24 protein-coding genes and 1 riboswitch are annotated in these 25,997 nt (G+C 72.7%); of the genes, 12 read left to right on the top strand and 12 right to left on the bottom strand.

What is annotated here, in order from left to right:
* Positions 1-21: 21 nt before the first annotated feature.
* Complete coding sequence (locus IE321_RS19070) at positions 22-597, bottom strand: TerD family protein (RefSeq protein WP_043226150.1); 576 nt, start codon at positions 595-597, stop codon at positions 22-24.
* 124 nt (positions 598-721) lie between these two features.
* Here IE321_RS19070 and arfB point away from each other — a divergent pair, with 124 nt between their 5' ends.
* A complete protein-coding gene (gene arfB, locus IE321_RS19065; RefSeq protein ID WP_226652039.1) occupies positions 722-1,150 on the top strand; it encodes an alternative ribosome rescue aminoacyl-tRNA hydrolase ArfB in 429 nt (142 codons plus the stop codon).
* 13 nt (positions 1,151-1,163) lie between these two features.
* Here arfB and IE321_RS19060 read toward each other — a convergent pair whose 3' ends face one another.
* The gene (locus IE321_RS19060; protein ID WP_190223813.1) at positions 1,164-1,727 is read right to left on the bottom strand and encodes a flavin reductase family protein; all 564 of its coding nucleotides are present in this window, start codon (positions 1,725-1,727) and stop codon (positions 1,164-1,166) included.
* Positions 1,728-2,060: 333 nt separating this feature from the next.
* Between IE321_RS19060 and cdgB the strand changes: the two genes are divergently transcribed.
* Together cdgB and IE321_RS19050 are read left to right on the top strand one after the other, a co-directional pair.
* Positions 2,061-3,779 (top strand): diguanylate cyclase CdgB, encoded by a 1,719-nt coding sequence (gene cdgB / locus IE321_RS19055; RefSeq protein ID WP_190223812.1) that lies wholly within the window; start codon positions 2,061-2,063, stop codon positions 3,777-3,779.
* An 83-nt stretch (positions 3,780-3,862) separates the two neighbouring features.
* Complete coding sequence (locus IE321_RS19050) at positions 3,863-4,813, top strand: CBM35 domain-containing protein (protein ID WP_190223811.1); 951 nt, start codon at positions 3,863-3,865, stop codon at positions 4,811-4,813.
* A 21-nt stretch (positions 4,814-4,834) separates the two neighbouring features.
* Here IE321_RS19050 and IE321_RS19045 read toward each other — a convergent pair whose 3' ends face one another.
* From IE321_RS19045 to IE321_RS19035, 3 genes are all read right to left on the bottom strand, one after another.
* Positions 4,835-5,758 carry a 1-phosphofructokinase family hexose kinase gene (locus IE321_RS19045; protein ID WP_043226142.1) on the bottom strand — a complete coding sequence of 308 codons (924 nt, stop codon included), beginning with the start codon at positions 5,756-5,758 and terminating at the stop codon, positions 4,835-4,837.
* A gap of 150 nt (positions 5,759-5,908) precedes the next feature.
* Entirely contained in the window at positions 5,909-7,078 is a 1,170-nt protein-coding gene (nagA, locus tag IE321_RS19040) for an N-acetylglucosamine-6-phosphate deacetylase (protein WP_043226140.1), read from the bottom strand.
* The gene (locus IE321_RS19035; protein ID WP_043226139.1) at positions 7,078-8,028 is read right to left on the bottom strand and encodes an ROK family protein; all 951 of its coding nucleotides are present in this window, start codon (positions 8,026-8,028) and stop codon (positions 7,078-7,080) included. Before IE321_RS19035 ends, nagA begins: the two co-directional genes overlap by 1 nt.
* A gap of 241 nt (positions 8,029-8,269) precedes the next feature.
* On the opposite strand from IE321_RS19035, the gene IE321_RS19030 reads away from it, so the two are divergent.
* The 3 genes from IE321_RS19030 to otsB all read left to right on the top strand — a co-directional run bounded on the left by IE321_RS19030 (position 8,270) and on the right by otsB (position 10,752).
* The gene (locus IE321_RS19030) at positions 8,270-9,553 is read left to right on the top strand and encodes an extracellular solute-binding protein (RefSeq protein ID WP_226652066.1); all 1,284 of its coding nucleotides are present in this window, start codon (positions 8,270-8,272) and stop codon (positions 9,551-9,553) included.
* Positions 9,554-9,577: 24 nt separating this feature from the next.
* Positions 9,578-9,835: a DUF3263 domain-containing protein gene (locus IE321_RS19025; RefSeq protein WP_190223809.1), complete on the top strand. Its 258-nt coding sequence runs from the start codon at positions 9,578-9,580 to the stop codon at positions 9,833-9,835.
* 74 nt (positions 9,836-9,909) lie between these two features.
* Positions 9,910-10,752, top strand: coding sequence for a trehalose-phosphatase (gene otsB, locus IE321_RS19020; protein WP_043226135.1), 843 nt, complete (start codon positions 9,910-9,912; stop codon positions 10,750-10,752).
* Between the two features lie 29 nt (positions 10,753-10,781).
* Here the strand turns inward: otsB and IE321_RS19015 are convergent, their stop codons facing one another.
* The 3 genes from IE321_RS19015 to IE321_RS19005 form a co-directional block, all read right to left on the bottom strand.
* Positions 10,782-12,230 (bottom strand): alpha,alpha-trehalose-phosphate synthase (UDP-forming), encoded by a 1,449-nt coding sequence (locus tag IE321_RS19015; protein ID WP_190223808.1) that lies wholly within the window; start codon positions 12,228-12,230, stop codon positions 10,782-10,784.
* 126 nt (positions 12,231-12,356) lie between these two features.
* The gene (locus IE321_RS19010; protein WP_190223807.1) at positions 12,357-12,830 is read right to left on the bottom strand and encodes a hypothetical protein; all 474 of its coding nucleotides are present in this window, start codon (positions 12,828-12,830) and stop codon (positions 12,357-12,359) included.
* A gap of 146 nt (positions 12,831-12,976) precedes the next feature.
* On the bottom strand, positions 12,977-13,918 hold the full coding sequence (locus tag IE321_RS19005; protein ID WP_043226228.1) for a glucosyl-3-phosphoglycerate synthase: 942 nt from the start codon (positions 13,916-13,918) through the stop codon (positions 12,977-12,979).
* A 121-nt stretch (positions 13,919-14,039) separates the two neighbouring features.
* A riboswitch (SAM riboswitch) is annotated at positions 14,040-14,234 on the top strand.
* On the opposite strand from IE321_RS19005, the gene thrC reads away from it, so the two are divergent.
* The 4 genes from thrC to groL all read left to right on the top strand — a co-directional run bounded on the left by thrC (position 14,219) and on the right by groL (position 18,513).
* Positions 14,219-15,562, top strand: a complete 1,344-nt coding sequence (thrC, locus tag IE321_RS19000; RefSeq protein WP_190223806.1) for a threonine synthase — start codon at positions 14,219-14,221, stop codon at positions 15,560-15,562. (Overlaps the previous riboswitch by 16 nt.)
* A gap of 18 nt (positions 15,563-15,580) precedes the next feature.
* Positions 15,581-15,859, top strand: a complete 279-nt coding sequence (locus IE321_RS18995) for a MoaD/ThiS family protein (protein ID WP_043226131.1) — start codon at positions 15,581-15,583, stop codon at positions 15,857-15,859.
* Between the two features lie 444 nt (positions 15,860-16,303).
* Positions 16,304-16,507, top strand: coding sequence for a cold-shock protein (locus IE321_RS18990; protein ID WP_030498267.1), 204 nt, complete (start codon positions 16,304-16,306; stop codon positions 16,505-16,507).
* Between the two features lie 383 nt (positions 16,508-16,890).
* Positions 16,891-18,513, top strand: coding sequence for a chaperonin GroEL (groL, locus tag IE321_RS18985; protein ID WP_043226129.1), 1,623 nt, complete (start codon positions 16,891-16,893; stop codon positions 18,511-18,513).
* 138 nt (positions 18,514-18,651) lie between these two features.
* On the opposite strand, the gene IE321_RS18980 is transcribed toward groL, so the two are convergent.
* Positions 18,652-18,984 (bottom strand): deoxyxylulose-5-phosphate synthase, encoded by a 333-nt coding sequence (locus IE321_RS18980; protein ID WP_190223805.1) that lies wholly within the window; start codon positions 18,982-18,984, stop codon positions 18,652-18,654.
* 260 nt (positions 18,985-19,244) lie between these two features.
* Between IE321_RS18980 and IE321_RS18975 the strand changes: the two genes are divergently transcribed.
* On the top strand, positions 19,245-22,334 hold the full coding sequence (locus IE321_RS18975) for an FG-GAP-like repeat-containing protein (RefSeq protein WP_226652036.1): 3,090 nt from the start codon (positions 19,245-19,247) through the stop codon (positions 22,332-22,334).
* A 56-nt stretch (positions 22,335-22,390) separates the two neighbouring features.
* Here IE321_RS18975 and IE321_RS18970 read toward each other — a convergent pair whose 3' ends face one another.
* Positions 22,391-23,137, bottom strand: a complete 747-nt coding sequence (locus IE321_RS18970; protein WP_190223804.1) for a class I SAM-dependent methyltransferase — start codon at positions 23,135-23,137, stop codon at positions 22,391-22,393.
* Positions 23,138-23,529: 392 nt separating this feature from the next.
* On the opposite strand from IE321_RS18970, the gene IE321_RS18965 reads away from it, so the two are divergent.
* Positions 23,530-24,522 carry a Rossmann-fold NAD(P)-binding domain-containing protein gene (locus tag IE321_RS18965; protein ID WP_190223803.1) on the top strand — a complete coding sequence of 331 codons (993 nt, stop codon included), beginning with the start codon at positions 23,530-23,532 and terminating at the stop codon, positions 24,520-24,522.
* Positions 24,523-24,591: 69 nt separating this feature from the next.
* Here the strand turns inward: IE321_RS18965 and IE321_RS18960 are convergent, their stop codons facing one another.
* Entirely contained in the window at positions 24,592-25,317 is a 726-nt protein-coding gene (locus tag IE321_RS18960; RefSeq protein WP_190223802.1) for a transporter substrate-binding domain-containing protein, read from the bottom strand.
* 21 nt (positions 25,318-25,338) lie between these two features.
* Positions 25,339-25,731 (bottom strand): hypothetical protein, encoded by a 393-nt coding sequence (locus IE321_RS18955; protein WP_190223801.1) that lies wholly within the window; start codon positions 25,729-25,731, stop codon positions 25,339-25,341.
* Positions 25,732-25,997 lie beyond the last annotated feature (266 nt).

The raw sequence follows: 25,997 nt of genomic DNA, 5'->3' as shown, positions 1-25,997 counted from the left end.
CGACTGCCGGTGCGGGGACCGTCAGAGGTTCACGCCGAAGTCGCGGGCGATGCCCTCCAGGCCGGAGGCGTAGCCCTGGCCGACCGCGCGGAACTTCCACTCGGCGCCGTTGCGGTACAGCTCGCCGAAGACCATGGCGGTCTCGACGGCGGCGTCCTCGGAGAGGTCGTAGCGGGCGATCTCGGCGCCGCCGGCCTGGTTCACGATGCGGATGTACGCGTTGCGGACCTGGCCGAAGTTCTGCGAGCGGGAGACCGCGTCGTAGATGGAGACCGGGAAGACGATCTTGTCGACGGTGGCCGGGAGGCCCGCCAGGTTGACGTTGATCTGCTCGTCGTCGCCGCCGCCCTCGCCGGTGCGGTTGTCACCCGTGTGGACGATGGTCTGGTCCGGGGTCGACTTGTTGTTGAAGAAGACGAAGTGGGCGTCGGAGGCCACCTTGCCCGCGGCGTCGACGCCGATGGCGGAGGCGTCCAGGTCGAAGTCGGTGCCGGTCGTCGTGCGGACGTCCCAGCCGAGGCCCACGGTGACGGCGGTCAGGCCCGGCGCCTCCTTGGTCAGGGAGACGTTGCCGCCCTTGGAGAGGCTCACTGCCATGGGAAGTCCCTTTCATCGTGGTTCACACGCTGTCTTCGCCCGGAGAAACGCGGAACGGCGTCCCACGGTTCCCGACCGCGAAAACAGGATGACGGTCCGTGCCCGGCGCGGGGAACATGGAGGCATGTCAGGTCCGTATCAGATCCGCGGCTCCGTCTCGCTCCCCGAGGCCGAGCTCCAGTGGCGATTCTCGCGCTCCTCGGGTCCCGGCGGCCAGCACGTGAACACCTCCGACTCGCGTGTCGAGCTGCTCTTCGACCTCGCCGCGACCGAGGCGCTGCCCGAGGTGTGGAAGGCCCGCGCCCTGGAGCGGCTCGGCTCCCGGCTGGTCGACGGCGTGCTGACCGTGCGGTCCTCGGAGCACCGCTCCCAGTGGCGCAACCGCGAGACGGCCGCCGTCCGCCTCGCCGCGCTCCTCGCCGAGGCGACGGCCCCGCCGCCGAAGCCCCGCAAGGCCACCCGCATCCCCCGCGGCATCAACGAACGCCGGCTGCGCGAGAAGAAGCAGCGCTCCGACACCAAGCGCGGCCGCCAGGGCCGCGACTGGGGCTGAGCCGCCCGGTCCGTCAGCCCAGGCGGCGGTAGCGGCCGCGGAAGTACGTGAGGGGCTCGGCGTCCGGGGAGGGCAGGCCGACCGTCAGGACGCGGCCGACGACCAGGGTGTGGTCGCCCGCGACGACCCGGCTCTCCGTGCGGCACTCCAGGGTGGCGAGCGTGCCGTCGAGGAGGAGGGCTCCGCTCTCCTCGCCGCGGGTGGACGGCAGGTCGGCGAAGAGGAGGCGGTCGGAGACGCGGCCCTTCATGGCGAAGCGGCCGGCGACCTGCCGCTGGTTCTCGGCCAGCACCGACACCGCCCAGACCGGGACCTCCTCCAGGAGGTCGTCCATGCGCGAGCCGTTGCGCAGGCTCACCAGCACCAGCGGCGGGTCCAGCGAGACCGAGAGGAACGCGGTGGCCGTCATGCCGACGTCCTCGCCGCGCGGGCCGTCGTCGGGATCGTGCGCGGTCACCAGGACCACGCCGGCCGCGAGGCGGGACATGGCCGCCCGGAACTCGTCGTCGCTCACCCCCTCAGCATGAGGGATGGCGAGGTCCGTGACGGGCGGCGAGGGCGGGGTCTTCTGCAGCACACCGGCACGCTAGCCCCGGGCCGGGGAGGGCCGCATCGGGCCCGGGGACCAGTCCGGCGCCCGGCGCGGGTCCTAGGACCCCCGCCCCCGGAGCCGCGCTCCGGGCGCCTCCCCGTCGTACCCCCGGCGGGTACGGGGCCCGCCGTCGGGTCGCCGTCACCGCCGACCCGCCGGATCCCGCCACGAACTGCTGTGACTTGAGTCACAGAGGCCAGTATTTGCTGACCCTGTGTACCGGGTGCGCAGCTCGCTGTGATTCAGTGGCGGGGACAGTGCGGTACGAAGCCGATGAGAATCCTGGAGTTGCTGTCGAGGTCTCGGGGAGAGCGAGCGATGGAGACCGAGTCGGAGCCCTACGTCCGTCTCTCGACCCTGCGGCAGCTGCATCAGGTCGTGGCGGACCTCAACACCGCCCGCAGCCTCGCGGACACCCTGCAGACCGTCGCCGACGGCGTCGTCGCCGGCCTCAACTACCAGCTGGCCTGCGTGAACCTGGTCCGGCCCGACGGTGACCTGGTCGTCGCCGCCTTCGCCGGAGACCCCGCCGCCGAAGCCCTCATCACCGGCCGTGTCGGCTCCCGCGACGCCTGGGAGCGCCGCCTCACCATGGCCGTCCCCTGGGGCGACCTGCGGTTCATACCGCACACCGAGGGCTGGGTCCTGATGGACGACGACGTCCCCCAGTGGCACACCGACGGCCCCGCCCCCCGCTTCGAGGACGAGTGGCACCCCCACGACCGCCTCTACGCCCCCATGTACGCCTCCGGCACCGGCCGGGAACTCCTCGGCGTCATATCCGTCGACCGCCCGCGCAACGGCCGACACCCGGGACCCTGGGGGCAGGAAGCCCTCCAGATGTACGCCTCGCAGTCCGCCATCGCGATCAGCAACGCCCGGCTCCGCTCCAACATGCAGCGCGCCCTCGTCCGCCTGGAGCGCGAGCAGCAGGCCCTGCGCGCCAGCGAGGAATCCTTCCGGCAGGCCTTCGAGTACGCCCCCTCCGGCATGGCCATCGCCGAGCTCGGCGGCGACCAGCACGGCCGGCTCCTCCGCACCAACGACGCCCTCTGCCGGCTCCTCGGCCGCCCCGCCTCCGTGATGCGCCGCTACTCCTTCGCCGACCTCGTCCACCCCGAGGACATCGGCACCCTGCTCCGCACCTCCGCCGAGGGCGGCCGCGCCGAGCTGCGGCTCGGCCGCCGCGACGGCACCTACGTCTGGGTCTCGCTGCGGAACTCGGTGGTCGCCGACACCGCCGACGGACCCCGCTTCCTCCTCACCCACGTCGAGGACATCGAGGAGCGCAAGCGGCACGAGCTCCAGCTCGCCCACCGCGCCTCCCACGACGCCCTCACCGGCCTGCCCAACAGCGCCGAACTGCGCTCCCGGCTCTCCGCCCGGCTCTGCGAGCGCCCCGCGCACATCGGCGCCTACCAGGGCCCCGGCCCCGACGCCGGCTTCGCCCACGGCCCCGAGCCGCTGCCCGCGGGGAGCGCCTCCGGGCGGACGGAGCCGGGGTACGGGGAGTACGAGGGGGGCTACGAGTACGGCCACGAGCACGAGCACGGCTTCGGCTTCGAGCCGGCCGGCGGCGGGGCGTACGACCACCACGTGCACACGGTCGCGCCGACCGGCGGCGACACCGACGACGGCACCAAGGGGCTCGCCGTCCTCTTCTGCGACCTCGACGGCTTCAAGTCGATCAACGACCGTTTCGGGCACCACACCGGCGACGCCGTCCTCATCGAGGTGGCCCGCCGGCTCACCACCGGCGTCCGGGACGGCGACACCGTCGCCCGTCTGGGCGGTGACGAGTTCGTCGTCCTCGCCGACGGACTGGGCGCCGCCGACGCCGCCGACCTCGCCGTCCGGCTGCGGAACGCCATCATCCCGCCCATCCGGGTGGACGGCCGGGCGGTCCGTGTCGGGGCCAGTTTCGGCATCGGCTGGGCCGAATGCGGGATGTCCGTCGAAGAGGTCCTCAACTCCGCCGACCAGCGGATGTACGTGGAGAAACGCTCCCGTGCCAAGGTGCACCGCCGGGCCGGATGATCGTTCCCGGCACGGGGGCTTCATTCGTTCGGGGTAGGCTCGCCGGGTCGGCGACGGCTGGCGAGCATGGAGAGGTGACCCGGATGGCTGCCGGTAACGACGGCGCGAACAAGCCCGAGGACGACGATCCGTTCGGCTATCTGTACGCCGACGGACAGGCAGGCCGTGCCCCGCAGGGCGGCGGCTACGGCTACCCGGGCCCCGCGCCCGCGCAGCCGGGCGTGCCACGCACCTCGTACAACCAGGTCAGGACGGTCGGCGAGCGCCAGTACGGCCAGCCGCCGGCCCAGCCCTACGTGCCGCCGCAGCAGCAGGCGCCGTACGGCCAGCCGCACCCGCAGTACGCGGCCCCGGAGACGTACCCCGGCAACGAGCGGACCCGCCAGGCCCCGATGCCGCCGCAGCGCGGTCGCGGCCCCAACACCAAGGGCCTGCTGATCGGCGCGGTCGCGGTCGTCGCGGTCGTCGTCGCGGGCATCACCGCGGCGATCATCGGCAACCAGGGCGAGAAGAACGACCCGAACGCGGGCGGCACCACGTCCTCCTCGGCCCCGGCCACCCCGAGCCAGGAGCCCTCCGGCTCCGCCGAGCCGTCCACCGAGCCCACCAAGGCGGAGCTGCCCAAGCAGGACGCGGCGACGCTCCAGCTCGGCGGCAGCGCCACGCTCGCCAAGGACGTCAAGGGCGCCGAGGGCGCGGACGGCGCCTATGTGGCGGGCTTCAACGCCCAGGGCTCCTCCGTGACGTGGAAGGCGAAGATGCCCGAGGGCGGTACGTACGCCCTCCAGGTCCGGTACGCGATCCCCGCGGTCGACGCCTTCGCCACGCTGACGATCAACGGCAAGCCGAACACGCTGCCGATCGGGCTGAAGAACTTCATCAAGTCCTCGGACCCGAACCTGGAGAAGAACTGGCAGACCACCTGGGCGCAGGTGGAGCTCCAGAAGGGCGAGAACGAGATCAAGATCTCCTGCGAGGCCGGCAACCAGTGCGACGTGCTGCTGGACTGGCTGGAGGTCACCCCGCCGAAGTAGCGGCGGCGCGGTTCCCCGCCGTCAGGGCGTCTCCTGGGTGACGCGCACCTTCGGCAGCAGGTCCGCGAGGACCGCCGGGTCGTACTCGCCGGCCACCGGGGAGGCGACCGTGGCGGCCGAGAGGGCCACGGCGTGGGCCAGCCGGTCCGGCCAGGGGGCGTCGGCGACCAGGCCCGCGAGGAGGGCGGCGACCGCGGAGTCGCCGGCTCCGGTCGGGTTGCCGTGGACGGGACCGGGCGGCGCGGCCCGCCAGAGGCCGTCCGGGGTGGCGGCCAGCAGGCCGTCCGGGCCCAGGGACGTGACGACCGCGTGGGCGCCCCTGCGGCGGGCGTCCTGGGTCGCGCGGCGCGGGTCGCGGGAGCCGGTCAGGCCCGCCAGCTCGTCCGCGTTGGGCTTCACCAGGTCGGGGCGGGCGGCGATGCCCCGGCGCAGCGGTTCGCCGCTGGTGTCGAGGAGGACCGGGACGCCGGCGGCCCGGGCCGTACGGACCAGGTCCGCGTAGGCGCCGACGTGGACGCCCGGCGGGAGGCTGCCGCACAGGGCGACGGCCGCGGCCCCGGTCAGCAGCTCCGCGTACCGGGCGCGGAAGGCCGTCCACTCGTCCGGGGCGACGGTGGCGCCCGTCTCGTTGAGCTGGGTGGTGTCGCCGGCGCCGGTGTCGACGACGGCGAGCGTGCGGCGGGTGGCCGCCTCGGTGCGGACGAGCGCGTCGGTCAGCCGGGGGAGCGGGGCGAGGAGCTCGCGGAGCCGGTCCCCGGTGGGGCCGCCGGCGAAGCCCGTGACGACCGTCTCGTGGCCGAGGGCGGCGAGCACCCGGGCGACGTTGACGCCCTTGCCGCCGGGGCGTTCGGCGCTGCGCGCGACCCGGTGGCTGGTGTGCGGCACGAGGGCGGGGACCTCGTAGGTGAGGTCCAGCGCCGTGTTGAGGGTGACCGTGAGAATCACCTGTCCACCCCCGTACCTCCGGTAAGACCTGTGGGACAGGCGCGATCATGCCAAAGGAACGGCGATCGGCCCAGACCCCGGGCGGTTCGCCGTCCCCTTTCGGCCCTGATCGGACGGTCTGTCGGGTGCCCGGCCGACCGTCCGGCCCGGTCAGGCGTTCTGCGGCACCCGGGTGGGGACGCCCTGCGGGGCGACGATCCACTCGCCCTTGCGCATGACGCCCTTCACGTCGAACGCGGCGTCGAGGACGACCATGTCGGCGTCCTTGCCGGGCTCCAGGGAGCCGACCCGGTCGTAGACGCCGAGGAGGCGGGCCGGGTTGGCGGAGATGGCCTGGACGACGGACTCGACGGGGAGGCCGTCGACCGTGGCGGCGCGCTTGAAGGCGCGGTCCAGGGTGAGGGTGGAGCCGGCGATGGAGCCGCCCTCGACGAGGCGGGCCACGCTGTCCTTCACCTCGACCTCCAGCGGGCCGAGCATGTAGCGGCCGTCGCCGAAGCCGGCCGCGTCCATGGCGTCGGTGATGAGGGCGACCCGCTCGGGGCCGGCGTGGTGGAAGGCGAGCTCCAGGGCGGCCGGGTGGAGGTGGGTGCCGTCGTTGATCAGCTCGACGGTGATCCGCTCGTCCTCCAGGAGGGCGGCGATCGGGCCGGGCGCGCGGTGGCCGAGGCCGGGCATCGCGTTGTAGAGGTGGGTGGCGACGGTGGCGCCGGCGTCGATGGCCTCGACGGTCTGCTCGTAGCTGGCGTCGGTGTGGCCGATGGCGGCGATGACGCCGTGCTCGGCGAGGAGGCGGACGGAGTCGAGGCCGCCGGGCAGCTCGGTGGCGAGGGTCACCATCTTGGCCTGCCCGCGGGCGGCGTCGATCAGCTTGAGGACCTCGGCCGGGTGCGGGTCGCGCAGCAGGGTCTCGTCGTGGGCGCCCTTGCGGCAGGGGGAGATGAACGGGCCCTCGAAGTGGAGGCCGGCGATCTCGCCCTGCTCGGCGAGCTCGGAGAGCAGGCCCGCCCGCGCGGTGAGGAAGTCCATCTCGCCGGTGACGAAGGAGGCGACGACGGTGGTGGTGCCGTGCAGCCGGTGGGTGTGGACGCCCTTGAGGACGTCCTCGACGGTGCCGGAGGTGAAGGAGGCGCCGCCGCCGCCGTGGTTGTGCATGTCGACGAAGCCGGGCACCAGCCAGTGGCCGGTGAGGTCGAGCACGGGGGCGTCCTCGGGGGCGCTGCCCGCGATGCGGGCGCCGTCGACGATCACGCGTCCGTTCTCGATGATCCCGGTGGGCAGCACGACGCGTGCGCCGGCGAGAACCTTGTGATCGGACATCAGGCGGAAACCTCCGGGTCGGTGGGGCGCTGGGCGGCGAGCAGGTCCCAGGCGAGGAGGCCCGCGCCCAGGCATCCGGCGGTGTCCCCGAGGGCCGCCGGCACGATGACGGGCAGCTTCTGGAAGGTCACGCGTGCCTCCACCGCGGCCCGAAGGGGTGTGAACAAGGTTTCCCCGGCCTCGGCCAGACCGCCACCGATGATGAGCGTGCGGGGGTCCAGCAGGGTGAGGGCGGTGACCAGTCCGTCGGCGAGGGCGTCGACCGCCTCCTGCCAGACGCGGACGGCGACCGGGTCGCCGGACTCGACGGCCTTGGCGCAGTCGGCGGCGTCCGCCTCGGGGTCGCCGGACGCGTCCGCCCAGGCGTGGGAGACGGCGGAGGCGGAGGCGTACCGCTCCAGGCAGCCGCGCTGGCCGCAGCCGCAGTCGGTGCCGCCGGGGCGGACCACGATGTGACCGATCTCGCCGGCGTAGCCGTGGGCACCGGCCTCGATGCGGTCGCCGATGCCGATGGCGCCGGCGATGCCGGTGCCGAGGGGCACGAAGAGGAAGCGGTCGGCGCCGTGGCCCGCGCCGATGCGGCCCTCGGCGAGGCCGCCGGTGCGCACGTCGTGGCCGAGGGCGACGGGGATGCCGTCGAGCCGGTGGCTGAGGAGTTCGCGCAGGGGAACGTCGCGCCAGCCGAGGTTGGCGGCGTAGACGGCGATGCCGTTCTCCGCGTCGACGATGCCGGGGACGGCCACTCCGGCGGCCGCGGCGGGCTCGCCGAACCGCTCCTGGCCGAGCGCGCGGAGCTCCTGGGCGAAGTCGAGGATGGTCTCCACCACGGCCTCGGGGCCGCGGCGGCGCCCGGTGGCGCGGCGGGCCTCGTGGAGCAGGGTGCCGTCCGCCCCGACGAGGGCGGCCTTCATGCCGGTGCCGCCCACATCCAGGGCGATGACGTGTCTCACGGAGGACAGTCTCGCGCGAGACCGCCCTAAAGGTCTAGTCCACTGCCGAGGATTGTTGCGCTCGGATACAAATTCGGGCCCCCCGGTGTGGGGGGTTTGTGGCGAAGGGCCCCCCGGAGTTGCGGAAGTGATACCTGAGTGGTGTAGACCTCTTGCCCGGGGGTGGGGGAGACTTTCGGCCCCTGCCCGGATGTACCCCGGATGTATGTGCAGCTCACTGCTGCTCAATGACGAGCAAAAGGTGGATGAAGCCGTGGAGCGGCGACGATTCCTTGGACTGACCGCGGCCGCCGCCGCCCTGGGCCTGACCGCCACGGTCGCCGGCTGCGGCACCCTCGGCGGTGACGGCGGCGACGTGACCCTGCGCCTGGTCGCCGCCGACTACGACCTCACCGGCGGCAACACCACCAAGAAGTACTGGGACGAACTCGTCGCCGCCTTCCAGGCCGGCCACCCGGGCATCAAGGTGCAGGTCCAGGTCGAGTCCTGGGACGACGTCGACCGCAAGGTCGCCGAGATGGTGAAGGCCGGCCAGGCCCCCGACGTCGCCCAGATCGGCGCCTACGCCGACTACGCCGCCGCCGGACAGCTCTACTCGGCCGACGACCTGCTCTCCATCCCTGTGCAGGCCAACTTCCTCCCGGCGCTCGCCGAGGCCGGCGAGAACGACCGCACCCAGTACGGCCTGCCCTTCGTCGCCTCCACCCGACCGCTCTTCTACAACGCCGACCTCTTCGACAAGGCCGGGCTCAAGCCCCCCACCACCTGGGACGAGCTGGCCGAGGCCGCGAAGAAGCTCAAGGAGGAGGGCGTCCGCACCCCCTTCGCCCTCCCCCTCGGCCCGGAGGAGGCGCAGGCCGAGTCCCTGATGTGGCTGCTCGCCGGCGGGGGCGGCTGGACCGACGACTCCGACCGGTACGCCATCGCCTCCGAGGCCAACACCGAGACCTTCACCTGGCTCAAGGACGAGCTGGTCGGCCAGGGCCTCACCGGCCCCATCGCCCCCGGCAAGCTCAACCGCAAGGCCGCCTTCGCCGCCTTCGCGCGCGGCGAGGTCGGCATGCTCAACGGCCACCCCTCCCTCGTCCAGGAGGCCGCCAAGCAGGGCGTCAAGGTCGGCCAGGCCCCGCTCCCCGGCATCGACGGCCCCGCCCGGGCCACCATGGGCGTCGCCGACTGGATCATGGGCTTCAAGCAGAACGGCCACCGCAAGGAGATCGGCACCTTCCTCGACTTCGTCTTCAGCGACGAGAACGTGCTCAAGTTCGCCGGCGACAACGACCTGCTGCCCGTCACCGTCAGCGCCTCCTCCCGCATGGAGACCGCGACCGAGCACGCCGGTCTGCGCGAGTTCCTCAAGGCGCTGCCCACCGCCCAGCTCCCGCCGGTCGGCAAGACGTCCTGGGCCAAGGTCAGCGAGACCATCAAGCAGGACATCGGCAAGGCCGTCACCCCCGCCGGCCGCCCCGCCGACGTGCTCGGCGCCATCGCCCGCACGGCCACGACGGCGGAGGCGGCGGAGTAGACCGCCGGGTAATAGGTTGGTCGTATGACCGAAGAGCACGCGCCCGGGACCGACCCCTCCGAACTGGGGGAGCGGGAGCGGGCCGTGCTCGCCGTCGAGCGCCGCTCCTGGCCCGGCCCCGGTGCCAAGGAGCGGGCCGTCCGCGAGGGCCTCGGCCTCTCGCCGACCCGCTACTACCAGCTCCTCAACGCGCTCCTCGACGACCCCCGCGCCCTCGCCCACGACCCCGTCACGGTCAACCGCCTGCGCCGGGTCCGGGAGGAGAGGGAACGCCGGAGGTAAACCCCCCGCGGGCCGCCGCCCGGGTGAGTCCGGCCACGCTGACGCGGCGCGCTCACGTCGGTAGGGTCGGTCCCATGGTCAGCAGCCTTCCGCACCCGGCCACACCCGCCGGCCGCGACGGTCTGGACGCGCTCCTCGCGCGTCCTTCCGAGGCCGTCGTCGCCCTCGACTTCGACGGGACGCTCGCCGAGATCGTCCCCGACCCCGAGCGGGCCCGCGCCCACCCCGGCGCCGTCCCCGCCCTCGCCGCCCTCGCGCCACGCCTGGCCGCCGTCGTCATCGTGACCGGCCGGCCCGCCGGGGTCGCCGTCCGCCACGGCGGACTCGCCGGAGTGCCCGGCCTGGACCACCTCACCGTCCTCGGCCACTACGGCGCCGAACGCTGGGACGCCGTCACCGGCACCGTCACGGCCGCCGCCCCGCACCCGGGCGTCGCCTCCGTCCGCGCCGAACTCCCCGGCTTCCTCGACCGGCACGGCGCCTGGCCCGGCGTCTGGATCGAGGAGAAGGGCCGCGCGGTCGCCGTCCACACCCGCCGCGCCCAGGACCCCGAAGGCGCCTTCGACGCGCTCAAGGGGCCCCTCGGCGACCTGGCCGCCGCGCACGGCCTGGTCCTGGAGCCGGGCCGGCTCGTCCTGGAGCTCCGGCCCCCGGGCATGGACAAGGGCGTGGCGCTGGCGGAGTTCGTACGGGAGAAGGGCGCGGGGTCCGTGCTGTACGCGGGCGACGACCTGGGCGACCTGCCGGCCTTCGCGGCCGTCGAGAAGCTGCGCGGCGACGGCCTCCCGGGCCTCCTGGTCTGCTCCGGCTCCGCCGAGGTCCCGGAGCTGGCGGAGCGCGCGGACCTCTCCGTGGACGGGCCGTCGGGCGTCGTCGCGTTCCTCGGGGAACTGGCGAGGGCGGTGCGGCGGGACTGAGCGCCCCGCCGCACCGCCCTCGGGGGACGTCAGTCGGACGGGTCCCGCAGTGCTTCGAGCTGGTCCAGGAACCAGCGCTGCGGGGGGAGGGCGGTGGCGGCCTCGGCCAGCCGCTCGGTGCGCTCGGCGCGCTCGGCGTCCGGCATGGTGAGGGCCGCGTGCAGGGCCTCGGCGGTGCCCGTGACGTCGAAGGGGTCGACGGTCAGCGCGTCCTTCCCCAGCTCGCGGTGGGCGCCCGCGCCGGTCGAAAGCACCAGGGCGCAGCCCGCGTCGGAGACCACGGGTATCTCCTTCGCCACCAGGTTCATGCCGTCGCGGACCGGGTTCACCAGGGCCACGTCGGCCAGGCGGTAGGCGGCGAGGGAGCGGGTGAAGTCGTCCTCGACGGAGACCAGGACCGGCTGCCAGTCGGCCGTGCCGAACTCGGCGTTGATCTCCTCGGCCAGCTCGACCACCGAAGCCGTGTACGCGCGGTAGGACTCCAGGTCCTGCCGGGACGGGTAGGCGGAGGCCAGGTGGACGACCCGGTCGTGCCACTCGGGGTGCTCCGTGAGCAGCTCCCGGTAGGCGAGGAGGCCGCGGAGGATGTTCTTCGACAGCTCGGTGCGGTCGACGCGGACGATGGTCTTGCGGTCGCCGACCTCCTCGCGGAGCCGGGCCAGCCGGTCGTCCACCTGGGGGCGGTGGGCGAGGGCCCGCAGGTCGTCGCCGTCGACGCCGAGCGCGTACACCCGGACCCGGGTGCGGCCCTTCCCGGTGTCGTGGCGGCGCCACTCCACCCCGTACCAGGGGTCGCCGCTCGGCCAGAGGCCCTGCGCCGTGCCGGTGGAGTCCTCGCGCTGCTGGAAGCAGCTGATGAAGCAGGACGCCCATCCCCAGGTGTGGAAGCCCAGCTCGTCCGCGCCGAGCATGCCCCAGAGCAGCTCCTCGACGATGTCGTCCGGCACCATCCGCAGGTACGCCGACGACACCCACGGCGTGTGCGTGAAGTGTCCGATCCTGAGGTCGGGGCGCAGCTCGCGGAGCATCCCGGGGACCAGGGCCAGGTGGTAGTCCTGCACCAGGACTGACGCGCCCTCGGCGGCCTCGGCGGCCAGGGCCTCGGCGAAGGCGCGGTTGTAGGCGCGGTAGGCGGCCCAGCGGCGGCGGAAGGCCGCGTCGAAGACGGGCTCGCGCGGGATGTCGTACAGCTGGTGGTGGAGGAACCACAGCACCGAGTTCGCGATGCCGTTGTACGCGTCGGCGTACACCTCCGGGTCGATGTCGAGCATCCGCACGCCGGGCTCGGCGACCCCGCGCCGGACGGCCTCCCGGTCGCCGTCGTCGAGCGCCGCGCACACCCAGAGGCTGTCCTGCGAGTCCACGGCGCTCAGGCCGGAGACGAGGCCGCCGCCGCCCCTGCGGGAGGAGAGCGTGCCGTCGTCACCGAGCGTGTACGAGACGGGCCCTCGGTTCGATGCCACGAGTACGGAAGCCATGTGGCGAACCTAGCCCGTCCCGTAAACGCTCAAACGTACGTATACGAGACGGGTGCTTCCGGCCACGCTGCGTCGCCGCAGGTCAGCCGCGTCCGCCGCGTCGGCCGCGGGGCCCGGGCGCCTCCGTCAGCCGCGGTGGCCGCGCATCGCCGCCCTCGCGACCAGGCCCGTCGCCCCGAGGACGACGGCGAGCGCGCCGAGCAGCGCCCGCCGCTCGCCGCCGGCGCCGGTCCCGGCCATCGAGCCGCCGCCGCCCGTGCCGCCGTGGACGGGGCCGGGACCGGGGGCCGGGGGCGCGGGGGTGGTCACGGAGGGCGAGGGGGCCGGGTCGGTGGGCCCGGGGGCCGGCTCCGCGGCCGGGCCGCCGGACTCCGGGGCCGTCGGGTCCGGGTCCGTCTTCGCGTCGCCCGCGTAGTCGGCGTCGTCGAGGGTCTCGGTGAGGTCGTCGGTGAAGGAGGCGTTCGGGTGGGCGAGCCCGCTGACGTTCGGTTCGACGACATCGGCGGCGGCCGGTCCGGCCGCCGCCGTCAGCGAGAGCGTGCCCGCGGCGAGCAGGCCCGCCGCGAGCAGGCGGGCGGGGTGAGATCGTACGAAGCGCATAAAAGGGCAATGTAGGCAAAGCGCATCATCTGCGGGCGTTGCGCCACGCGGCGGTGCGCGTGCTCCCCGCCGTCCTACGCCACGCGGCGGTGCGCGTGTTCCCCGCCGTCCCCCGCCGCGCGGCGGTGCGCGTGTTCCCCGCCGTCCTACGCCACGCGGCGGTGCGCGTACTCCGTGATCTCGGCCATCGGGGGGCGCTCCTCCGTGTCCACCGCGTACGTGCGGGGCTCGAAGCCGGCCTCGCCGCGCTCGAACTGGGTCAGGCGGGGGCGGACCAGATGGCCCCGGGAGAGCCGCAGCTGCGCCGTCCGGTAGATCGCCGCCGCCATCCGGCCCAGCGCCTGCCCGTCCTGGTGCCGGTGCTTGCGCACCCCGACGTCCACCTGCGCCAGCGCGTCCAGGCCCACCGTGTGCAGCGCGTCGACGAGCAGGCCCAGCTCCACTCCGTAACCGACCGGGAAGGGGAGCCGTTCGAGCAGCGAGCGCCGCGCCGCGTACTCCCCGCCCAGCGGCTGGACGAAGCCGGCCAGCCGCGGCCAGTGCAGGTTGAGCAGCGGGCGGGCCACCAGTTCCGTCACGCGACCACCCTGACCTGGGGTGTCGCCGAAGGGGCGGTCGTACATCGCCTTGACGAACTCCACGTCCGGGTCGGTCAGCAGCGGGCCCACGATGCCCGTCACGAAGTCCGCGGAGAAGTCCCGCAGGTCCGCGTCCACGAAGCAGACCACGTCCCCACTGGTCACCATGAGTGACCGCCACAGGACCTCGCCCTTGCCGGGCACCGCCGGGATCCGGGGGAGTATGCCGTCGCGGGAGACCACGCGCGCCCCGGCCGCCGCGGCGACCTCGGCCGTGCGGTCCGTGGAGCCCGAGTCGATCACCACCAGCTCGTCCACCAGCGGCACCTCCTCGGTCATCAGCTCGCGCCGGATCGCCCGGACGATGTCCCCGACGGTCGCCTCCTCGTTCAGCGCGGGCAGCACCACGCTGACCGTCGTCCCCCGCTTGGCGGCGAGCACCCGCTCCAGGGGCCGGTCGGACACGGACCAGGACCGCCGGGACAGCCAGCGCTCCACTTCTTCCAGCAACGTGATCTCCATCTCGCGGATCGGACGACCGTCTCCACCTTCGAAGCCTTCGGTTACAGTCTTGAACAACGCGGATGCCCGATGCATGTCGGGGTGCCACCCGCGTCTCACAATCGAATACCGCTCATCCAGAGGGGCAGAGGGATACGGCCCGTTGAAGCCCCGGCAACCCTCCAGTCGGTTCTCGCCCACCCGTCTCCCGGCCACCACCCCAGGTGGAGCCCTGACGGGCGCAGCTTGTTTGCGCGAGGCCACCGGCTAGGGAAGGTGCCAAATCCGTCTCATGGCGAAAAATTCGTCATGGGAAAGATGAGGAGAAAGGGCCTCGCCTCCATGGCTGTAAACACCGTCGCACCCGCAACCGCCGCTGCTGACGCCACTGCCCCCACCATCGATCTCGGCCCCGCGTCCGGCCTTTCCTGTCGCGAATGCGGCCAGGTCTTCGCCCTCGGCCCGATCTTCGCCTGCGAACTCTGCTTCGGCCCCCTCGAAGTCGCCTACGAGCTGCCGCTCGGCGACCCCGAGGCGCTGCGCAAGCAGATCGAGGCCGGCCCCGCGAACATCTGGCGGTACGCGCCCCTGCTGCCCGTCCCCGCCGACGTCGCCGAGAAGCCGAACCTGAACCCCGGCTGGACCCCGCTCGTCAAGGCCGACAACCTCGCCCGCGAGATCGGCGTCGCCCCCGGCAAGCTCTTCGTCAAGGACGACTCGGGCAACCCGACCCACTCCTTCAAGGACCGGGTCGTCGCCCAGGCCATCGAGGCCGCCCGCGCCTTCGGCTTCACCACCCTCTCCTGCTCCTCCACCGGCAACCTGGCCGGCGCCGTCGGCGCCGCCGCCGCCCGCGCCGGCTTCCGCTCCTGCGTGTTCATCCCGCACGACCTGGAGCAGGGCAAGGTCGTCATGGCCGGTGTCTACGGCGGCGACCTCGTCGCCATCGAGGGCAACTACGACGACGTCAACCGCTTCTGCTCGGAGCTCATCGGCGACCCGCTCGGCGAGGGCTGGGGCTTCGTGAACGTCAACCTCCGCCCGTACTACGGCGAGGGCTCCAAGACGCTCGCGTACGAGATCTGCGAGCAGCTCGGCTGGGTCATCCCCGACCAGCTCGTCATCCCGATCGCCTCCGGCTCCCAGCTCACCAAGATCGACAAGGGTCTGCAGGAGCTCATCAAGCTCGGTCTCGTCGAGGACAAGCCGTACAAGATCTTCGGCGCCCAGGCCGAGGGCTGCTCCCCGGTCTCCACCGCCTTCAAGGCCGGCCACGACGTGGTCCGCCCGCAGAAGCCGAACACCATCGCCAAGTCCCTCGCGATCGGCAACCCGGCCGACGGCCCCTACGTCCTCGACATCGCCCGCCGCACCGGCGGCGCCGTGGAGGACGTGAACGACGAGCAGGTCGTCGACGCGATCAAGCTGCTCGCCCGGACCGAGGGCATCTTCGCCGAGACCGCGGGCGGCGTGACCGTCGGCGTGACCCGCAAGCTCGTCGAGGCCGGTCTCATCGACCCGGAGCTCACCACCGTCGTCCTCAACACCGGCGACGGGCTCAAGACCCTGGACGCCGTGGCCGACAGTTCTCAGGCGACCGCCACCATCCGCCCGAGCCTGGACGCGTTCCGCGACGCGGGCCTGGCCCACTGAAAGGTCTGTGAAGCCACCATGGCCGTGAACGTCCGCATCCCCACCATCCTCCGCACCTACACCGGCGGCCAGGCCGAGGTCCCCGCCGAGGGCGGCACCCTCGCCGAGGTCATCGCCGACCTGGAGAAGAACCACACCGGCATCGCCGCCCGCGTCCTGGACGACCAGGGCAAGCTGCGCCGCTTCGTGAACGTCTACGTCAACGACGACGACGTCCGCTTCGAGCAGGGCCTGGAGACCGCGACGCCGGACGGCGCGGGAGTCTCCATCATCCCGGCGGTCGCCGGCGGCTGCTGATCCCCACGGGTCGGCCCCTTACCGGCTGGTCCCTTACCAGTTGGTAGCCTTCGTTCCAGAATTGCCCCTTCCGCGAGAGAAAGCGGAGGGGGCAATTCTGCATGGTTGAGCGCGGTAGAGTTGGGGAAGTCCCCTCGGCCGCTCATGCCAAACGCATATGAGCGCGGGTCCGGACCTGACGAGAATGCGACAACCGGCGGCCGGAAAGCGCGCACACTCTGCCCCTTATGCGCCTTTCGCCCGGCCCGAGTTGCCCCGCAATTCAGGGATTTCTTCCCGCTTCCCCTTTCCGTGCCGCCCAGAATTCCCAGCGGATTGCCCTGTTGCAGAGGGCAGTTGGACAGATACATTCAGCGGCGGTCGACGCGTTCCGGCGCAGGTTCTGACCCGGGTCCGTGAAGTGCGGATCCGCGCAAGGGCCAGTAAGTAATAGGGGAGTTAGGCATGGCTCAGGGCACCGTCAAGTGGTTCAACGCGGAGAAGGGCTACGGCTTCATCGCGGTCGACGGTGGTGCGGATGTTTTCGTCCACTACAGCGCCATCCAGATGGATGGGTACCGCAGCCTCGAAGAGGGCCAGCGAGTCGAGTTCGAGATCTCGCAGGGTCAGAAGGGTCCGCAGGCGGACATGGTCAAGGTGACCGCCTGAGCGCGACGCGATCGGCCACCGACGCCAACGCCGTCGAGGGGCCCGCATCCTCAGGGATGCGGGCCCCTCGACGCGTTCCGGGGCGGACGGGGGCGCGGGGTGCCGGCCACGGGGCGCGGGTACGGCCCCCGGATGCGCCTCGGATGCCCCCCGGAGGGGCGGCGCGGAGGTGCCCGATCCACGAGAGTCGCTTGCACTCGCATGGGTCGAGTGCTAATCATTGGCGTTAGCACTCGGAAGGTGAGAGTGCTACGAGGATCGGTCAGACGAGGCCGCCGACCCGGGTGGGGCAAGGAACCACACGGAGCGCGGAGGCCGTCCGTCGCGGGCGTCGGCGCGGTCCTGGAGCGTTATCCACCCCATGTCCGGGAGGACCACTTCACATGGCCAAGATCATCGCGTTCGACGAGGAGGCCCGGCGCGGTCTCGAGCGCGGCATGAACCAGCTCGCTGACGCCGTCAAGGTCACCCTCGGCCCCAAGGGCCGTAACGTCGTCCTCGAGAAGAAGTGGGGCGCCCCCACGATCACCAACGATGGTGTCTCCATCGCCAAGGAGATCGAGCTCGAGGACCCGTACGAGAAGATCGGCGCCGAGCTGGTCAAGGAAGTCGCCAAGAAGACGGACGACGTCGCCGGCGACGGTACGACCACCGCCACCGTCCTCGCCCAGGCGCTCGTCCGCGAGGGCCTCCGCAACGTCGCCGCCGGTGCCAACCCGATGGCCCTCAAGCGCGGCATCGAGAAGGCCGTCGAGGCCGTCTCCGGCGCCCTGCTCGACCAGGCGAAGGAGGTCGAGACGAAGGAGCAGATCGCCTCCACCGCCTCCATCTCCGCCGCCGACACCCAGATCGGCGAGCTCATCGCCGAGGCGATGGACAAGGTCGGCAAGGAAGGCGTCATCACGGTCGAGGAGTCCCAGACCTTCGGCCTGGAGCTCGAGCTCACCGAGGGCATGCGCTTCGACAAGGGCTACATCTCGGCGTACTTCGCCACCGACATGGAGCGCATGGAGGCCTCGCTCGAGGACCCCTACCTCCTCATCGTCAACTCCAAGATCTCCTCGGTGAAGGACCTGCTCCCGCTCCTGGAGAAGGTCATGCAGTCGGGCAAGCCCCTGCTGATCATCGCCGAGGACGTCGAGGGCGAGGCCCTGTCGACCCTGGTCGTCAACAAGATCCGCGGCACCTTCCGCTCCGTCGCGGTCAAGGCCCCGGGCTTCGGCGACCGCCGCAAGGCCATGCTCCAGGACATCGCCATCCTCACCGGCGGCACGGTCATCTCCGAGGAGGTCGGCCTCAAGCTGGAGTCGGCCGGTCTCGACCTGCTGGGCCGCGCCCGCAAGGTCGTCATCACCAAGGACGAGACCACCATCGTCGACGGTGCCGGTGACAGCGAGCAGGTCGCGGGCCGCGTGAACCAGATCCGCGCCGAGATCGAGAACAGCGACTCCGACTACGACCGCGAGAAGCTCCAGGAGCGCCTCGCGAAGCTCGCCGGCGGCGTGGCGGTCATCAAGGCCGGTGCCGCGACCGAGGTCGAGCTCAAGGAGCGCAAGCACCGCATCGAGGACGCCGTGCGCAACGCCAAGGCGGCCGTCGAGGAGGGCATCGTCGCCGGTGGCGGCGTGGCCCTGCTCCAGGCCTCCAGCGTCTTCGAGAAGCTGGAGCTGGACGGCGACGAGGCCACCGGTGCCGCGATCGTCAAGCTCGCCCTGGAGGCCCCGATCAAGCAGATCGCGGTCAACGCCGGCCTCGAGGGCGGCGTCGTCGTGGAGAAGGTGCGCAACCTGACCCCCGGCCACGGCCTCAACGCCGCGACCGGCGAGTACGTCGACCTGGTCGCCGAGGGCATCATCGACCCGGCCAAGGTGACGCGCTCCGCGCTGCAGAACGCCGCGTCGATCGCCGCGCTGTTCCTCACCACCGAGGCCGTCATCGCCGACAAGCCGGAGAAGGCCGCGGCCCCGGCCGGCGGCGGCATGCCGGGCGGTGACATGGACTTCTGATCCTCCGGGATCGGCGGTTCATCGCTCGACGCGAGCTGAACGCGAACGCCGAGGGCGGCACTCCCCATGCGGGGGGTGCCGCCCTCGGCGCGTTTCCCGGACGGGCCGGGAGCGGACGGGTCGGGACCGGGCCCGGACTCAGACCACCGGCCGGACGAGTGCCTTCGCGAGCGGCTCCCCGGTCCGGCGCGCGTACGCCACCCGCGCCTTCACCTCGGCGAGGGTGCGGGGGCGGTAGCCGGACCCTTCCCCGCAGCAGCCCCGCGTGTGGAAGCGGACCCCCGCGTGGAGCAGGACCGACAGCACCCGCCACGCCTCGTCGTCCCGCCGCCGGGGCGGCTGGAACGCGGAGCCGACGCCGATCATGGGCGCCCCGCACCGAGGACACTTCCGCTCGGGCCCGTGGTCGTACCCCTGCTTGTACGAGCCCCGGCACGGCAGGCAGACGTACGGGGTCCTCTTGGTTCCCATGGCGGCAGCGTAGGGGCCGTCCCCGGCCGGCACCTCCCGTTTACACCCCGGAGCGGACCGGCCGTACGGACGGGGCCCCTCCACTTCCGCGCGCGTTTCGGTCGGCTGTACGATCGCGCCAGCCGGCAGGTGGGGGCATCGGGCCGGCGCCCACGCGCACCACCGTGGCCTTCCTGTGCCACGCCGCCGTGCCGCGTACCCCTCCGCAGCCTGGCGTCACCGAAAGCCGTCTCTCTGTTCGCCTGAGGGGAACCCCTTTCTTGTCCGTACGAAGAACCCTCGCGCTCGCCCTGAGCGCGACCCTGGCCCTCACCGGCCTCACGACCGCCGTCTCCCCGGCCGCGGCGGCGGCCGACACGGCGCCGTACGAGGTGACGATCGCTCCGCTGACGATGCCGAAGTTCCCGCCGAACGCCTCCATCGCGGCGGTCGGGACCGGCGTGCAGCTGGACAGTGGCGAACAGACACGCTGGCAGAGCCTCGCTGGGGACGGCCGGGTCGACTACGGCCCGCTCTGTGGAGGTGGTGGCGGCCAGTTCGGGTACGGCGACCTCGTCGTCTGTCCCGACGGCGACTATGGCGCGTTCACCGTCCACGACTTCGCGGCGGACCGCACCTACTCCGGCAGCGAGGAGTATGGGACGTGGCTGCCGATCATCGCCGGTCGAGACCTGGTGCAGGGCCGGAGGGTGAACGACGAAGGCATCACCCTGCGGTTCTTCGGATACGGAGAGGACGCTTCCGTCGGACGCGAGGTCTTCCTGCCTGGCGCCGCCGACATGCCACGGGTGTTCGCCCAGGACGGGGCAGGCGCACTGCTCGGCTACTACGTGGCCGGGAAGTACACCGTCGCCCTCCTCGACTATGCCGCCGGCACCGTCACGCCGTTGCCGCAGCCGGCATCTTTCGGGGTGGCCCAGTACGGCGCCCTCGCAGAAGACCGCATCGTCCTCGGTGGATGGCGCGGCATCCATGTGCTCTCCCGCGCCGAACCGAACACCCTGGGGCACGACGTCACCCTGCCCGAGGAAGCCGTGATCGGCATCGGGGAATCCGGCCTGGTGGGCGACTGGTTCATCACGCGGATCGAGGAGCCCGGCACCTACATGGGCCGCTTGTGGGCCTATCCGCTCACCGCTGGGGCGCCTCGCGAGTTGGGGGTGTACGTCCGCAGCGGTTCACGGAGCGTCGCCGGACCCGGCGCTTCGCTCCACATGGTGGGTATGACGGACTCCGGCGTGACCGGCGTCCACAGGGTCACAACGGGCACAAACGGGGTGCCGAGGGTGGAGCTGTCCCTGGCGCTCGGCGAAGCGTATACGCGAGAGAGCATGACGTTCTCCCATGGCCGCCTGGTGGCGCAGACGAGCGACGAGGGCACGGACCGGAGGCTCCAGGGGTACGATCTCGCCCTCACCGGCACGCACACGGCGACCGGACGGTGGAGCTGCGACTCGCTCCTCTCGGCAGCGAATTGCCCGCAGCTCCTTACAAGCGCTACCTACCCGCGCTGGTGGACGGACACCGGTGACGGGCGCCTGGTCACCCTGGAGAACGTGAACCGGGCGGGCTGCACCGACTGCGCCGTCTCCGTGCGTGTCACGGCTCCAGGAGCCGGAGGCTCCACGCGCAGCGTCTTGGTGTCGTACGCCACCGCGCTCACAGCACGCACCCTGGTGCGGGCCTCAGGACGTTACGTGCACTTCCACGCCCGCTCCGGGGACGTTCTGCGTTCGATCGTCGCCGACATCGAGACGGGAGCCGTGCTCCAGGACTCCGCCAACCTGGACCAGTCTCTCTGGGGTGGGCAGCTGTGGACCGGCACCACCGCGAACGGCAAGGTCTCCGCGGTAGACGTGCGTACGGGCAAGGCGGCCGCGACGGTCGACCTCGGCACGGGGTGCGGAGCCTTCACAGAGCTGGCCGTCACCGGGAAGTGGATCTTCCGGCGGTGTGCTTCCGACCGTGGTGCCGTGGTCGTGCACGACCGTGAGCGGAGCCTTTCGGTATGGACTCGTGTGCCGCGTGACGCCAAGCCGCTGCTCGGAGACGGCTTCCTGACCTATGCGGAATCCTACGGCAGTTGGCTCTACGTGGAGGATGTGCGCTCCGGCGAGGCGATGGACCGGCCGGTCGGACAGATGGTCGGCCACGCGGACCAGTACGTGGGCCAGTCATGGACGGTCGACCGCTTCGGCGGCGGTGTCGCCTTCATCGACCCCTGGCAATCGGTCCGCGTCACCGGTCTCGGCGGTGTCACCAGTCGTCTCACCGCCATCGACGCCGACACTCCCGCCGCGAACATCAAGTCCGGTGTGTGGAAGCCGCGTTGGTGGCTTTCGAAGCCGGGGGCCTCGTGGACGCTGACGCTCCGGCACAAGGTGAGCGGGAAGACCGTGCGGACGCTGACCGGTGGCGAGGCGCGGGGGATCGTGGCGCCCTCGTGGGACGGGAAGGACGCGGCCGGGAAGTACGTGGCGAACGGCGCCTACACCTGGTCGCTGACCGTGAAGCCCGCCGACGGGCAGGGGGCCGATCTGACGGCCTCCGGGAACGTGGCCGTGTCCGGCGCCGGTGCGGTGTGGCGGGACATGGCCGGGGACGACGGTTTCGGTGACGTCCTGGCGATGGACACGGCCGGGGCGGTGTCGCTGTACCGGGGTACCGGGACGGGCGGGGTCTCGTCGCGGATCGCCGGTTCGGGCAACAAGTTCGCGACCGGTTCGTTGTTCGTGCCGGTCGGGGACCTGAACGGCGACCGGTGCGCGGACGTGTACGTGCGGGTCGGGAGTGAGCTGCGGGCGTACCGGCCGGGCTGCGGGAAGGCCGTGACGGCCTCGTCGCCGTACACGCTCGTCGGGAGTGGCTGGAGCGGGTACGACGTCCTGACGTCTCCGGGGGATGTGAACGGGGACGGGTACGCCGATCTCATCGCCCGGCAGGCGTCTACCGGTGACATGTACTTCTACGGCGGGACGGCCTCGCACGTGCTGAAGGCGCGGGTGAAGATCGCGGCCGACTGGAGGCTGTACAAGCGGATCGTCGGTGCCGGGGACCTCAACGGCGACGGGCGCGGGGATCTGCTCGGTGTGGACGCGGCCGGCGTGCTGTGGCGGTACTTCGGGACCTCGACCGGCGGGGTCGCGCCGCGGGTGAAGGTCGGCGGGGGCTGGGGCGTGTACTCGGCGCTCGTCGGGGTCGGCGACCTGTCCGGGGACGGGCGGGCCGATCTGCTCGCGCGGACCGCGGACGGGAAGCTGTACCGGTACTCCTCGACCGGCACGGGTGCGTACGGTGGCCGGGTGCTGATCGGGACCGGTGGCTGGAACGGGTTCAAGGGCCTGTTCTAGCGGTGTCGTGCGGGAGGGGGAGGTCCGGTGGTCCCGGGCCTCCCCCTCACGTGGTTCTACGGGCGGCGGCGGAAGAGGGCCGTCCAGAGGAAGCCCTCGCCGAAGTGCGGGGAGTCCGGGGGCTGGGGGCTCATGCGGCGGAGCTCGACCGGGTCGTACGGCGCGAAGATCGCGCGGAGGGACGTGTCGGTGTAGGCGAGGCCGCCCTCCAGGGCTCCCTCGCGGTAGAAGTCGGCGTCGGGGCGCTCCGAGCCCATGCCGCCCTCGCCGGCCGCGAAGGCGGTGAGGGCGAAGGCGCCGCCGGGGGCGAGGACGCGGTCCAGGAGGGCGAGGTAGGTGACGCGGCGGTGCGGGGGGAGGTGGTGGAAGCAGCCGGAGTCGTACACGAGGTCGTAGGGGCCCTCGACCGTGCCGGGGGCGAAGGCGTCGCCGCAGCGGAAGCGGACGCCCTCCTCGCCGCGCTCACCGGCCCGTTCCTCCGCCCAGCGGATCGCGGTCGCGGAGAGGTCGACGGCGTCCACCCGGTAGCCGCGCGCGGCGAGGTGGAGGGAGTTGCGGCCGGGGCCGCAGCCGAGGTCCAGCGCCCGGCCGCCGGCCGTGAGCACGCCCCGGTCCAGGTACGACACCAGGTTCTCGTCCGGCTTCGGGACGAAGAACGGCACCGGCCGGTCCCGGTCCGCGTAGAAGCCGTCCCACCAGTCCGCCCCGCCCTCCGTCCACCGGTCGGCGCCGGGCGCGAACAGCCCGTCCAGCAGCGCCATGACGTCCTCGACCGTGCGGATCCCGCGGTCCGTCCCTGCCATGTGGATCTCCCCTCGACGTGACCTCCAGGATAGGTGGGGGGAGGGTAAATGCCCAGGTCAGGTGGGGTGTTGGGGGTGTGGGGGGAGGGCTTGTGCGGGGTGTGGGGGCGTGGGTGGGAGCGGGGGCGACCGGGGTGCCGGGGGGAGGGGGGAAGGGGGCTTCACGGGGGTGCCTCGGGCCGGGGAGGGGGCTTCTCGTGGCGCGCCGGGGTGGGTTTCCCGCGGGCCGCGCGAGCGGGTGAGGGGGGTGGGGGAGGGGGTGGGGGGTGAGGGGCCGGCCCGGGCCCGTTCCCGGCGGTGCTTCCCCGCCTTTCGTTCGCCGTCGGCGCACTCGGTGCGCCGACGGCGAACTTCTGTCTCCGCGCCGGGGGTTCGGTGGTCGACTGGGAGGCATGGAGATTCTGGTGCTCGGTGGGACCGCATGGGTGGGCCGCGAGGTGTCGCGGCGGGCGTTGGAGCGGGGGCACGCGGTGACGTGTCTCGCGCGGGGGGAGAGCGGGGGTGTGGCGGAGGGGGCCGTGCTGGTGACGGCCGACCGGCGGGAGCCGGGGGCGTACGACGCGCTGGCCGGGCGGGACTGGGACGCGGTGGTGGAGGTGTCCTGGCAGCCGGGGTTCGTGAAGGGGGCGCTGGCGGCGCTCGGCGGGCGGGCCCGGCACTGGACGTACGTGTCGTCCGGGAACGTGTACGCCTCGCAGGCCGAGATCGGGGCCGACGAGTCCGCGGCGCTCATGGAGCCGACCGAACTCGACGAGGTGGACCGGGCGTTGTACGGCGAGGCCAAGGCCGCGTGCGAGCTGGCGTCCGTCGCCGCCGTCGGGGACCGGCTGCTCGTCGCGCGGGCGGGGCTCATCGGCGGGCCCGGGGACGTCAGCGGCCGGACCGGCTACTGGGCCGCGCGGGCCGCGCGCGAGCCGGAGGCGCCGATGCTGGTGCCGGACGAGCCGGAGCTGCCGACGCGGGTCATCGACGTCCGCGACCTCGTCGACTGGATCCTCGACTCGGCGGAGAAGGGGGAGACGGGGACGTACGACACCGTGGGGCCGAACGTGCCGCTCGGCGAGTGGATCGAGCTGTCCCGCGCCGCCGCCGGGCACAACGGGCCGCTGGTCAAGGCGGGTTCGGCGTGGCTGCTGGAGCAGGGCGTCGAGGAGTTCATGGGCGCCGAGTCGCTGCCGCTGTGGATCGTGGCCGAGGACTGGGGCGGCTTCCAGGCGCGTTCGGGCGCCGCCGCGGCCGCCGCCGGACTGCGCCAGCGGCCCCGCGCCGAGGTCATCGCCGACACCCTGGCCTGGGAGCGCGCACAGGGCCTCGATCGCGAACGCCGCGCCGGTCTCAGCCCGGAGCGGGAGGCGGGGCTGCTGGCGCTGCTGTCGGGCGCGTAGGCACGGCGGGGTTCACAGGCCGGGAGGGCCGGGCCCCCGTTCCGCCCGGTCGCGGGCGGGGGCCGGGCCTCAGGGCGCCACCAGGGCCGGGTCCTGGTGGGAGTGGTGGAGGGCGTCGGTGATGAAGCCGTTCTTCTTCAGGTCGGTCACGAGGGCGTTGAGGTAGGCGAGGGTTTTCGGGGACCTGGTGGTCGGGGTGCCGACGGCCTGGCGGATCTCCATGAAGCGGCCGTCGATCAGGCGGACTTCGGGGTGCGCGGCGACGTAGGCGGCCATCGGCTGGCGGATGCCGGCGCCGGCTTCCAGGTCCAGGGTGCGGAAGACCTCGACGCCCTCCGCGCCGCGCACCACGGTGGCGTGGGCGAGGGTGCGGCTGAGGTGGAGGTCGTACGCCGAGCCCTGCTTGACGCCGATGCGGACGCCGGGGGCGTCCACGTCCTCGACGGTGACGAGCGGCGAGTCGCGGGGGACCGTGTAGACGCCCTCGATGACGACGTACGGGGACGTGAACGCGACCTCCTTCTCACGGGCCGGGTCGATGGCGAGGAAGCAGAGGTCGGCGCGGCCGTCGGCCATCGCCTCGAACGACTTGCGGGCCGCGTCGAAGCAGAGCGTCTCGACGGGCAGTCCGAGCCGGCGGCCGATCTCCCGGGACAGGGCGACCGTGACGCCGGCGGGCTCCTCCGGGGTGCCCTGGGCGAGCACCGGGTTCCCGAGGTTGATGGACGCGCGCAGGACCCCGGTGGGGGCGAGGTCGGCGGCGATCGCGGCGATGTCGTGGTGCGTGGTCGTCATGTCCCCGGAGTCTAGGCACCGTCAGGCGAGCCAGAGGACGCCGCGTCGGTGGCGGGCGGGCGGGATGTCGACGGTGTCGGCGGCGGCGAGGTCCAGGGCGCCGGGCTGGGGGCCGGGGGCGTCGGCGAGGCGGCGGGCGGCGGTGAGGCGGATGCGGAGGGCCTGGCGGGCGCGGCGTTCCAGGAGGTTCGCCGCGCAGGACAGGTCGCCGTGTTCGTAGCGGGGCAGCGCGTACACGCGGACGGCGCGGCGGATCCGCCGCGGGCGGGGGCGGCGGCCGGCTCCGGTGGCTTCGGCGAGGACGCGGGAGCCGTAGCGGAGGTCGTACAGGACGACGGCACGCCAAGGTCCCCCTCCGGGGGTGTCCCACGTGTCGTGGCGGTCGCCGGAGAGGTGGTGGGCGGTGCGGGTCACGGAGGGCTCCGTTCGTCGTCCACCGCCGGGGAGGTCCCGGCGGGGCTAACGGAAGCCGTGCGGTCCGTGGGCGGCGCGCTCGCGCGCCGGTTCCAGAGGCATGCGGGGGAGTGTACGCGGGGGAATCGCCGGGTGTGGCCGAATTTCATAGGCCCTTGAGAGGCTGTTTTCGGCCAGGTGCACGTGCTTTTGGAATTCCTCCCTCCAAGTGGCGGAGATCATTCCGTGTGGTCGTTCCAGCCGGGTTGAGCTGGGGTTTCTCACAT

It is taken from the genome of Streptomyces hydrogenans (genome assembly GCF_014656075.1).
In the GTDB taxonomy this organism is placed as follows: Bacteria; Actinomycetota; Actinomycetes; order Streptomycetales; family Streptomycetaceae; genus Streptomyces; species Streptomyces hydrogenans.
This window is presented reverse-complemented; position numbering and strand designations above follow the sequence as displayed.

What these genes read in the sequence shown, in the direction of transcription:
- IE321_RS19070 (WP_043226150.1), bottom strand. Translation starts at nt 597, where the DNA reads ATGGCAGTGAGCCTCTCCAAGGGCGGCAACGTCTCCCTGACCAAGGAG.
- arfB (WP_226652039.1), top strand. Translation starts at nt 722, where the DNA reads ATGTCAGGTCCGTATCAGATCCGCGGCTCCGTCTCGCTCCCCGAGGCC.
- cdgB (WP_190223812.1), top strand. Translation starts at nt 2,061, where the DNA reads ATGGAGACCGAGTCGGAGCCCTACGTCCGTCTCTCGACCCTGCGGCAG.
- IE321_RS19050 (WP_190223811.1), top strand. Translation starts at nt 3,863, where the DNA reads ATGGCTGCCGGTAACGACGGCGCGAACAAGCCCGAGGACGACGATCCG.
- nagA (WP_043226140.1), bottom strand. Translation starts at nt 7,078, where the DNA reads ATGTCCGATCACAAGGTTCTCGCCGGCGCACGCGTCGTGCTGCCCACC.
- IE321_RS19025 (WP_190223809.1), top strand. Translation starts at nt 9,578, where the DNA reads ATGACCGAAGAGCACGCGCCCGGGACCGACCCCTCCGAACTGGGGGAG.
- otsB (WP_043226135.1), top strand. Translation starts at nt 9,910, where the DNA reads ATGGTCAGCAGCCTTCCGCACCCGGCCACACCCGCCGGCCGCGACGGT.
- IE321_RS19015 (WP_190223808.1), bottom strand. Translation starts at nt 12,230, where the DNA reads ATGGCTTCCGTACTCGTGGCATCGAACCGAGGGCCCGTCTCGTACACG.
- IE321_RS19010 (WP_190223807.1), bottom strand. Translation starts at nt 12,830, where the DNA reads ATGCGCTTCGTACGATCTCACCCCGCCCGCCTGCTCGCGGCGGGCCTG.
- thrC (WP_190223806.1), top strand. Translation starts at nt 14,219, where the DNA reads ATGGGAAAGATGAGGAGAAAGGGCCTCGCCTCCATGGCTGTAAACACC.
- IE321_RS18995 (WP_043226131.1), top strand. Translation starts at nt 15,581, where the DNA reads ATGGCCGTGAACGTCCGCATCCCCACCATCCTCCGCACCTACACCGGC.
- IE321_RS18990 (WP_030498267.1), top strand. Translation starts at nt 16,304, where the DNA reads ATGGCTCAGGGCACCGTCAAGTGGTTCAACGCGGAGAAGGGCTACGGC.
- groL (WP_043226129.1), top strand. Translation starts at nt 16,891, where the DNA reads ATGGCCAAGATCATCGCGTTCGACGAGGAGGCCCGGCGCGGTCTCGAG.
- IE321_RS18980 (WP_190223805.1), bottom strand. Translation starts at nt 18,984, where the DNA reads ATGGGAACCAAGAGGACCCCGTACGTCTGCCTGCCGTGCCGGGGCTCG.
- IE321_RS18970 (WP_190223804.1), bottom strand. Translation starts at nt 23,137, where the DNA reads ATGGCAGGGACGGACCGCGGGATCCGCACGGTCGAGGACGTCATGGCG.
- IE321_RS18965 (WP_190223803.1), top strand. Translation starts at nt 23,530, where the DNA reads ATGGAGATTCTGGTGCTCGGTGGGACCGCATGGGTGGGCCGCGAGGTG.
- IE321_RS18960 (WP_190223802.1), bottom strand. Translation starts at nt 25,317, where the DNA reads ATGACGACCACGCACCACGACATCGCCGCGATCGCCGCCGACCTCGCC.